Genomic DNA, 10,087 nt, shown 5'->3' with positions numbered 1-10,087 from the left:
CCCTACAAACTATGTAATTGATTCATTATATAATTATTATATAAATTTTTTAAAAATTATAACAAATCAACCGAAACTCTCTCTAGAAAAAGGCAAACCAATTGAGAGATTGGGACGCAAAGCCACTGATCTTAGTTGTAAATATAGAGAAAAAGCACTAGTTCACTGTATTTTTTAACTATTAAACGAACTAAGAAAGCAGGGTTACCTAGGTATTTTATACCTTAATTTTAGGAGGCTATTATTCATGTACAGTGAATTGGAAAACCATTCTGCCGAATTAAACTGGATCGACTTACTACTAGAATGCATTGAAGTAGGCATAAGTCCTGATGATGTGCGGGCATTTCTTTACAATTGCGTTAAAGATTCATGTCAAAACTAGGAGAACTACTTCCTACTATGATATACTTTTTGTAATAGTCAAAAAGATATGGAGTAGCTTATATGATTGGAGAACGAATTAAAAAACTACGTTTACAACATGGAATGTCACTTACAGAGCTTGCAGAACGTGCTGGTATCGCAAAATCCTACATAAGTTCGATTGAACGAAATCTACAAAGCAATCCTTCAATTCAAGTACTTGAAAAAATTGCTGGTGTCTTCAATACAACGGCAGAAAGCCTCCTGAAAGATGATATTGATCCATCGAAAATTATTGATTCTGAATGGATGGATATCCTTCAAGAAGCGATTAATTCAGGTATACCAAAAGATGAATTATTAAAATTTATTGAGTTTAATAAGTATAAGCAAGGCAAATAAACCTTCAACTTAAAATGTTTCCATTTTAAGTTGAAGGTTTTTTTCCGACAAAAATTAAGAAGGGCGCTCTTCAAACATAAGAGTGCCCTTCTTCTCATTTATTTACGTAAATCGTATTTTAAAGATATATTATCGATATAACCAGCATCTTTGCTTGCGCTACCAGATTTATCTTTTGAATACGTAAGTTTTAACACGTGTTTACCTGGTTGAATCGTAAGTTTTTTATTTGTCCAATTGTTACCTGTACCTGATTCGCTAACTAGTACATTGCCATCTAATGAAATCGTTAAGATATCTTTATTTAGTTGCGAAAGAACTAAATAATCAAAAGATAAGGATGCGTTATATGCGTTATCCGGTACATCTATTGTCACTTCAGCAGTTGAAGAACTGTTATTAGAAATATTATTGCTAATTAAATAATAGTCAGTTTTTCCATCTACTTTTGAATTAATTCTTTCCCAATCACCAGCAATTGAAAATGGTGAACTTGTACTTTCAAAGTCCGCTAGATAACTATTTTGTGGAGTATATAATCCGTTAGCTAAAGAATTTAAATCATTAATAGTATCATTTTTTATATTTGTTGCCTTAGTAGCTAATGCTTTCGATTTTTTGAATTCTAGATCACTTGTTGCGTCATTGATAATTTGTGTTATTTTGTTAATTTGATCTTGTAAATAAGTTTTTACTTGTTGATCAGCTGTTTGTTTTTGTAAATCAATTAGCTGCCCTAAAGTTACTTTAGCAGCATTAATTGCCTCTTCTAAATCATTAAGCGCTTTAGCTTGCTCAGCATTAATTTTTTGTTGCCCATTTGATACTTCTGAACTAAAGTCAGGTTTTAATCCGTTAACTTCCCCTTCAACCCCAGCAGTAGTTTGAGCATTTAATTGTGCTACTAGCTGTGAAAATTGGTCGGTAGTATTTTGATTAATTCCAGGTAAAGCACTGTTGATTGCGTTAATATGCTCATCTGATTGATTGTTAATTTTATTAACACCAGCTTGTTCTAACTCGCCTTGTTTATTATTAACGACATTTTCTGTATCAGAAGCATATGCATTTAATTTATTTTTTAATGCCCCAATCATATCTGAAGTTTTTGAGCCTAATGTGCTACTAACAGATGACTTCGCATCATTTAATAATTGAGCTGCATAATTTGTAAATAACTCCCCAGCATTTGTAGATGCAAATGCTAAACTAGAAGTTGTTAGGATTCCAGCAGCCAGTATTCCAACTGCAATTTTCTTTTTCATTGACTTTTTTTCCATTATCTTTCGTGCCTCCATTAGACAGATTACACTTTAAGTGGTTTCGCAATTTTATGAATAGGTAATATTGAAACAAGAACATAACCCTTAATATCATTAATAGGTATAAATCCAAAATCTTTACTTCGGCTATCAAAGCTTATTCCCGGCTCTCGATTATCACCAACAACAAATACTTTGTTTTTAGGAACCGTTATTTTTTCCATATCTTCAGAAATGCCATTTGTAGAGATTTCTGGAACCGGTTGATTATTCACATAAATAATTCCATCCTTTATAAAAACCGTGTCCCCAGGCACTCCAATTATTCGTTTTACAACATCAAATCCCTCAGCTCTTAATTTCATAATCGCAACATCTCCAAGTTCAGGATCGTGCGTAAAACGAGCTAATTTATTCACAAAGACTATATCCCTATCGTTTAAAGTAGGATACATTGAATATCCACTAACTTTAGTAAGTCCAACTGTGTTTAGTAAAACAACTAAAAGAACACTTAAAATTAAAAAGAATCTCATCCATTCAAAGAATGACTGACTAAAAGTTTTTACGTTTTGTTCTTCAATTTTAGAAGCATTCATTACTGTTGACCTTCCTCGTTAGACCGTTCTTGGCTGTTTTTATTTTGTGAATCACCATTTTCCGAGTTAGATGTTTCATTGGATTTATTTCCGTTATTTGAGTTTACCTTAGGAACTTGCTGTTTAATTTCCTCTTTTGCTTGTTCCTGAGCGTTTTGTATAATTTCATCAATTCTTTCTTTTGCTTCTTGTACATCCTTTTCGTTCTTACTATCAATTTGTTTAATCAATTGATCTCCATACTTCTGAAGCTCTCTTTGTGATTCTAAGCTTTTTTGTGTTGCATATTTTTGTATTTCATCAGCAGATTCTTTCGCCTTCTTTTGCACTTCTTGAATTAAACGTGCTTTTTGCTTAGTAGATTCTGCTTCCGTCATTCCAATAATATAATCACTTGCTTGCTTAGTTTGTTGGCTTGTCCATGCAGTCATTGCTGCCGGTAAATTTGTATCTGCAAATGAAAACGTCGTTGCGATGAGCAAACTACCACTTAACGTAACAGATCCAATTAAAAGCTTTTTAATTTTTTTGGAGACCCATGTTTGTTTTTCCGTTTTTTCAATACGATTCTGCATAATTTACCCCCTAATGACTACATGAAAAAAACAAACTTTTATATCTTATTTATTAATCGCGTCCACTAAATCTTGCATATCTTTAATAGCATCATTAGTAGTTTTTGATTGTGTATCTTCTAGCGTTTTAAATGCTGCTTCTTTTTGCGTATCAATTTCAGATTTTAATGAAGCTTCAATACGATCAATTTCAGAAGATAAGTGTTCTAAAACAGCTTTTTCAGAATCAGATGCTTGAGTGTTAATTAATGTAGTTATTTCAGCTTTAGCATCTTGAATTTTTTGTGTTAAAGTGTTCACAGCCGTTGTACGAGAAGAATTTAAATTAGATTGAAGTTTTGAATCCGCACTTTTAGCAACCGCTGAAAGCTGTGCATTAAAGCTACTATTTAATGTATCTGCTAATGCATTTAAATCAGAAGTTGTTTTACCATTTGTTGTTGAAACATAGTTAGCAAAATCAGCAGGAATGCTCATGTTTAAAGCTGCCATAGCTTCAGAAATTGCAGCAATATGCTCATTTAAAGCCGCACTAATTTGTTGATTTGCCAACTTTGTTTGAGCGTCTCCTACTGCTTCAATCGTGTTTGCAGCATCAACTTTGTAATTATTTACATCAGTTTTCATATCTGCAACTGAAGAATTATATTTTGAATCATATGATGAAGAAAGCTCTGTTTTTGCATCAGAAGTTTTAGAATTAGCCCAATTCGTTAATAACTCACCCGCATTAGTACTTGCAAATGCAATTCCTCCAGAAATAACTAAACCAGCAGATACGATCCCAATTACAACTTTACTCTTAACCTTTTTCATTTCTTTCTCTCTCCCTAAATTGTATATATAGTTTGTATTTTGTTCTTCCATGAGAACGTATACATTTTAACTATACAAAAGGCTAAATAATCTAACAATTGAGTTAAAACCTTATGAAAAGTGTTATTTAGACATAAAACGACGTAAATATTGTTTTATTAAATCTATTTTTGACGGATATTGTCTCTATTTGTTATTTTCTGTTGTCAAAACAGAACTTTGCTAACTATAACTCTATTAGGTAGTACTTTTTACATATAAAATACGAAATCGAATAAATATAAATACTGTTCATTCTCTATTTTTTTTCTTGTTTAAACGGAAAAACTAGGATTAAGTACTAGGTCTTTAGTAGCCTACAAGTTTGCGGTTGAATCAGTATGTAGAAACTTGTAGAAACCACAGAGGAATAATCTTTCAAGTTCAAATCTTATTCATTAGTTAAAACAAAACAAAAAAACACCGATTTGTAATATAGTTGAACCATATTACAAATCGGTGTTTTTAATAATTCACGCTTATTGTGTTAATCCCAACTGATCACGTAGCTCATTTGAGAGTGCTAAACGATTTTCTTCTGGTACTAAATAATAGTAGATACCCTTGATCATTTTTCCACTACCTTCTAATTGCTGTTGCTCAACATTGACAGTAGCACTACGGTAACTTTTCTGAATATCGAACATTTCATCTAACGTTAAATTAGTTTCCAGATTTTTACTTATCGAATTCAATATATCCTTATAACTAACTAAACTTTTAATTTTTGTTCCTTTATTAATGACTTCCTGAATAATTTGACGTTGCCTAGCTTCTCGTCCAAAATCACCTTGTGGATCCTCGTAACGCATTCTCGAGAAACTTAACGCCTTTTCTCCATTTAAAGACAATAATCCCTTTTCAAAGTGAAAACCGTCATTTGTAAAATCTAGCGTATTCATGATCTCTACTCCGCCAATTGCATCCACAATATCCTTAAATCCCTCCATATTGACCTCTAAATAATAATCAATCGGTATGTTTAAAAATTTCTCCACAGTATTTACACTCATCTGTATACCACCGAATGCAAATGCATGATTAATCTTATCAGTACGATTTTTCCCAACTATTTCAGTACGAGTATCGCGCGGAATACTAATAATTTTCGTCGTATGTTTTGTAGGATTTACTGTTATGACCATTAGTGAATCAGAGCGTCCCTTATCACCAGGCCGTTTGTCTACTCCTAGGAGTAATACTGAGAATGGATCTTTTTCCTTCATATTTAATGGTGTATTTCTTTTTCTTGTCTTCTCTATAGACTGGTATATTGTACTTGTCGTGTTTTCAACTTGGTGGTAGATATAGAATCCAGTTGCTCCGACAATTACCACTAAACCTAGTACTGCTAAACCAATGCGTAACATTACTTTTTTCCAGCTCATTAGAATTACTCCTTTTATGTAAATTGGTTTACATTATTAAGCTAGCTTTATGTACTCTTGTAAATGAGGATTAATTGCTGCTATTTTTTTTACTGCTTTTTAATGTCAATACATTAATTTCTGGTGGATTAAATAATCGGAATTTTAGCCCTGGAATTGCTTCACTACTTCCTAAACCTGTACTAACATATTGTTTCGTATGTTTGTATTCCCATAGTCCTCTTACCCGATTTTGTGGTGGAAACAGACCATTTCTTTTATACCATGCTTCTGGTACAAACAGAGCTCCAATTAAAGGGAATCGAATTTGGCCACCATGATAATGTCCGGCAATAATTAAATCATACTTCCTGTCTTTAAACTTTAAATTTTGATTATTTAATAGTGTATCAATACGCGCATCGACAACAGGAAAATGATTAAGCGCTATTAAGATGTCATTGTTTTTTAAATGATCAATACTAGAAATCTCTCCTAGCAATTTTTCACGATGATTAGCATACTGTACTGTTCCCATATAATCTGGTGAAAAAATTCCATTAGTGGGTTTATAATCTAGAGCTGGATTTAGAATCGACACCTCAAAATCGACAAAGTTTATAGAGGAATTGTTTTTTTTCACAGAATAAACAGACTCTAAAAATTTGACACCTCGTTTTTCAATTTCTTTTATAAACTTACTTTTTACCAAGTCACCTTTTGAATTAACATAATATGCCTCAGGATCTTCATTACCGGGTACATAAATAGCGTTCTCTTTATTTCGAATCCCAGCTAATAGATCATAAAAAGGCTTATAGTTTTTAATTTCTTTATTAAAAACCATGTCTCCTGTGAAAACAATTGAATCGTAATCAATTGAATTAATAGATTTAATCAAGCGATTTTGATTTTTACCAAACTCTTTATTGTGCAAATCTGTAATTTGGAGAATTTTATATCCTTCAAGTTCTTTAGGTAGGTGATTAATAATAATATCCTGTTTTACAATTTTGATATGGCTATTATGCCAATATGTATAGGTAACTAATAGAATAATGGTTACTAACATAACGATTAAAAATGTATGTTTTGCCTTTTTCAAACCCATCCTCTCCATATAATAAAATAAGAAAAACACTACATATTAAATGAGTGTTTATCATAGACTAGCTTCCCATTGATTCCGTAGTAGATTACTAAAGATGCTTTTCTTTTCTGAAGCTAGTTGATTAAATTCACCTTTTTGAATTACTTTACCTTGCTCTAGAACAACAACTTGATCAGCATTTCGTATTGTTGATAATCGATGAGCAATGACGATAATCGTCATTTTTCCTTTTAAGCGTTCTATTGCTTCTTGTATCCTTGCCTCACTTTCAGTATCAAGCGAACTTGTAGCTTCATCAAGTACAAGGATCGATGGATTTCTAAGAATAGCTCGAGCTAACACTAATCTCTGTCTTTCCCCCCCTGAAAGTCTAATGCCGCGATCACCAATCAATGTATCTAATTTATTTGGGAGTCTATTAATAAATTCAGCAGCTGAGGCAAATTCCAAAGCCTCCCACATTTGTTCTTCACTTGCATTTGGATTGACTAACAATAAGTTATCTCTAATAGTAGTATTAAATAAATATGGATCTTGAGGCACATAACTAATAGCATTTCTAAGTGATGGTAAATGCTCTTTTATTAACGGAATTCCATCTATTAATACTTCACCTTTTTCAGGTTGATTTAGGCCCATTAAAATATCAACCAGCGTACTTTTTCCGGCACCCGATCTTCCTACAAAAGCTGTCATCTGATTTGTAGGTATAATTAAACTAATATCTTGAAGTGCTTGTAACTTTTCATTTGAATTATATCGAAAATATACATTACGGCATTCAATTTCTTTCTTTAAAGAAATGGCTTTAACAATTTGTTCTGATTTCGATTCAAATTCTTTCGCAACGTCACATTCATTTTGAAAAGCTTTTACAGCTTTAAATGAAGGCAGATTTGTTGCTATTTGTTCCATTGAAGCCTGAATACCCGCAACCCTAGGCCATAACCTCGAAAAGATGACTGTAATTAACATAAGTTGTCCCGCTTGAGCTTTAAATAGTTTTACTCCAATAAAAATAAAAGTTGCAATTAAAATAGCAGAAGCAACTTTATAATATAATTGTGAAGTTGACTTTAATTTAGTATATTCCACTTGTTCATTCTGCATATCTTGCGTAATTTTTCCAAACCATTCGAGTCTTGATTGTTCGAGACTATTACTTTTAATATCTTTTATTCCATTCACCTGATCATTAATACCTGCGAAGTAGTTTTTGGCTAATTCAAAATTTCTGTTCCCTAATGTTAATGATCTTTTGAGAAAATTCCGATTAAAGAAAATAAGAATTAACCCAAATAATATAACAAAGAGTGTAATATTTGGTGATAGCCAAAATGCAAGAATAACTTGTATAGTTGTCAAAATTAATGATGACATAAATTGCAAAAATGAATTTGTTCCATTACTAGCGCGCACAACTTCTGCAAGAACAATATTTATTAGATCTGACTTCCTATTTTTGATAAAAAAATTCCAATTTGAGTGTAGTAGCTTAGTGTAAGTCTCAATTCTCAAATGCCTCAAAAAACGCTCCTGAATTAACACATTACGAATTGATATTTTCCGTTGAATAAGGTTCTGACTAATAATAAGTAAAACATATATCAATAAAATATTTACTAAGTTTAGTGGGAATGGGATATATTTTAGAAATTTTAATAATCCTGAATATCCCCCGTTTAAACTATTTAGATTTACCAATCCACTCATATTAATGATTGGGATTAACAAAAGCATACCTAATCCTTCTAACAACCCAATGAATGACATAGCCAAAAGGTTAAAATATAAGATTTTCCCAGTAAATGAATAAATTTGTTTCAAAAAATAAAATATATCTTTCATTTATTAAATCCTCCTATGGATACAAGTTTCCTTGTTTTTCTCCATACCCATAAGAAAGGACGTAAAGGAAAATATAATAGATGTAAATATTTTGGTAGTGGTAATAATTCCGCATCTTCAGGATATGGATATAAAAAGCTTAGGGTAAATAGTACCTTTTGTTCGAATGACATTAATGAAAATAAATGACGTTCGTGATACTTAGATACATCCTCTGGCACTGGATCTGTATGTAAATTAATCATATTTTCTAAATAATAAATAGTATCTTGAGCTAAATTCCTAACTAAGTTACTACTTATATATTGTTCATTTTCTTTAATAACAGGAGTATTTAATAAATGAGAGGATAATAAAATTGCTTGTCCTCCGATATGAAAGCATTGATATCTTTTTAATAAAATACTTATATGTTCCCAATTAATCGGTTTAGTCATTATTTGATGAATATCCAATAACCATCTAAGGCGAGACCAACCATGACGTGCACCATGTGAAATTAAAAATAAAAACAGATCTTCACTTCCTAAAATATAAATAGGAAACTTCGTAATTGAACTCTTCCTTTTTCTTTTCCACAAATCATTAAAACTCGGTTCCTTTCTAGGTCCAGGGTTCAGTCTCCAATGTACTTCTAATTTAATTCTCTTTTTTGGATGAAAGTATGTTATATGATGATGCCTCCACTTCCAGTCATTCAGTACCGTTTTGATATACTCATCTTTTTCGAAACCTTCTTCTATTAAAACTTGTTCTGCTCGATCTAAATCCTTTATTGGAATTAGAATGTCTAAGTCACTTGACGTTCTTAAAGAGATATCTCCATACAGTTCTGTAGCAAGTACCGGTCCTTTTAGAAAAAGTACTCGAATATCATTTACAGAAAAAAGTCTACTTACCTTTTCCATCTCTGCGCTTAAGTGAAGCATTTGGAATGTATTTTTTTGAAATTGGTGTTTAAGTGTTTGAATAACATAGGTTGGAACAATAGATTCATTCATGACCTTTAACTTTGGATAAATAACTGAGTACACACGATGATGTTGTGCCAAATCAAGAAATTTATTCCAATCAATATTTTTTATAAGCCTATCATTATTTAATAATAAGCTATTACAATCATCTATCTTTAAAAATTCAAGCAGTAAGATCAATTCTTTAGGGATACGAGATAAGTCCAAGTTGAAATTTTTACTCATTGTTTTCTCCATTTGTATATTCCTCATTTAATACTTTCGCGAATTTTCCAACCACTGTAAATTTCTCCATACCTTCTGAGCCTGTAACATAGAAGGGGCCACTTCTTAGCCAAGCATGGGCAATCAGTTTTCCATCTTCATCTTTTGCAGTTCCTAAATAGAGAGTACTACTTATTTCACGCCTTTCTAGCATCTTCATACCTGCTATTGCCTTTACGAGACATTTGCTTTCCCAAAACGTATATTTGCTCATTATATTTAATGCACTAGATATACTTCTTATAATTTGTTTATTTTCTTCCTGATAATTGACTGATGTTTCAGCCATTCGGCTACCTAATGATGGAGCAACTTTTGCGAATTGCTTACCTTTCAAAAATCTTCCCCATCCTAACCAAACATAGGCTTCAACGAATAAAAGCTTATTTTTTAGATCCATAGATAAAAATAATCTTAATCTATTAATAATCGCCATGAGTTACTTCCTACCTTTAATAAAGAAG

General features: G+C 31.8%; 11 protein-coding genes and 1 riboswitch. Of the genes, 2 read left to right on the top strand and 9 right to left on the bottom strand.

Going from position 1 to position 10,087, the window contains the following annotated elements:
* Positions 1 to 81: 81 nt before the first annotated feature.
* Positions 82 to 212, top strand: a riboswitch (cyclic di-GMP riboswitch).
* 35 nt (positions 213 to 247) lie between these two features.
* Both CN925_RS21330 and CN925_RS12450 read left to right on the top strand, forming a co-directional pair.
* Complete coding sequence (locus CN925_RS21330; protein ID WP_180232946.1) at positions 248 to 385, top strand: hypothetical protein; 138 nt, start codon at positions 248 to 250, stop codon at positions 383 to 385.
* Between the two features lie 62 nt (positions 386 to 447).
* Positions 448 to 768: a helix-turn-helix domain-containing protein gene (locus tag CN925_RS12450; RefSeq protein WP_098846541.1), complete on the top strand. Its 321-nt coding sequence runs from the start codon at positions 448 to 450 to the stop codon at positions 766 to 768.
* 98 nt (positions 769 to 866) lie between these two features.
* On the opposite strand, the gene CN925_RS12445 is transcribed toward CN925_RS12450, so the two are convergent.
* The 9 genes from CN925_RS12445 to CN925_RS12405 form a co-directional block, all read right to left on the bottom strand.
* On the bottom strand, positions 867 to 2,048 hold the full coding sequence (locus CN925_RS12445; RefSeq protein ID WP_098846540.1) for a hypothetical protein: 1,182 nt from the start codon (positions 2,046 to 2,048) through the stop codon (positions 867 to 869).
* 26 nt (positions 2,049 to 2,074) lie between these two features.
* Positions 2,075 to 2,629 carry a signal peptidase I gene (gene lepB, locus CN925_RS12440; protein ID WP_098846539.1) on the bottom strand — a complete coding sequence of 185 codons (555 nt, stop codon included), beginning with the start codon at positions 2,627 to 2,629 and terminating at the stop codon, positions 2,075 to 2,077.
* Positions 2,629 to 3,204 carry a hypothetical protein gene (locus CN925_RS12435; protein ID WP_098846538.1) on the bottom strand — a complete coding sequence of 192 codons (576 nt, stop codon included), beginning with the start codon at positions 3,202 to 3,204 and terminating at the stop codon, positions 2,629 to 2,631. Before CN925_RS12435 ends, lepB begins: the two co-directional genes overlap by 1 nt.
* Positions 3,205 to 3,249: 45 nt before the next feature.
* Positions 3,250 to 4,020, bottom strand: coding sequence for a hypothetical protein (locus CN925_RS12430; RefSeq protein ID WP_098846537.1), 771 nt, complete (start codon positions 4,018 to 4,020; stop codon positions 3,250 to 3,252).
* A gap of 518 nt (positions 4,021 to 4,538) precedes the next feature.
* Positions 4,539 to 5,447: an LCP family glycopolymer transferase gene (locus tag CN925_RS12425; protein WP_098846536.1), complete on the bottom strand. Its 909-nt coding sequence runs from the start codon at positions 5,445 to 5,447 to the stop codon at positions 4,539 to 4,541.
* A 70-nt stretch (positions 5,448 to 5,517) separates the two neighbouring features.
* Entirely contained in the window at positions 5,518 to 6,531 is a 1,014-nt protein-coding gene (locus tag CN925_RS12420) for a metallophosphoesterase (RefSeq protein ID WP_180232945.1), read from the bottom strand.
* Between the two features lie 57 nt (positions 6,532 to 6,588).
* On the bottom strand, positions 6,589 to 8,385 hold the full coding sequence (locus CN925_RS12415; RefSeq protein WP_098846534.1) for an ABC transporter ATP-binding protein: 1,797 nt from the start codon (positions 8,383 to 8,385) through the stop codon (positions 6,589 to 6,591).
* A complete protein-coding gene (locus CN925_RS12410; RefSeq protein WP_098846545.1) occupies positions 8,382 to 9,584 on the bottom strand; it encodes a nucleotidyltransferase domain-containing protein in 1,203 nt (400 codons plus the stop codon). Before CN925_RS12410 ends, CN925_RS12415 begins: the two co-directional genes overlap by 4 nt.
* Complete coding sequence (locus tag CN925_RS12405) at positions 9,577 to 10,059, bottom strand: lasso peptide biosynthesis B2 protein (RefSeq protein WP_098846533.1); 483 nt, start codon at positions 10,057 to 10,059, stop codon at positions 9,577 to 9,579. The genes CN925_RS12410 and CN925_RS12405 overlap by 8 nt, the downstream gene beginning before the upstream one ends.
* Positions 10,060 to 10,087 lie beyond the last annotated feature (28 nt).

Origin of the sequence: Bacillus sp. AFS055030 (assembly GCF_002574545.1) — a bacterium.
GTDB lineage: Bacteria > Bacillota > Bacilli > Bacillales > Bacillaceae_G > Gottfriedia.
This window is presented reverse-complemented; position numbering and strand designations above follow the sequence as displayed.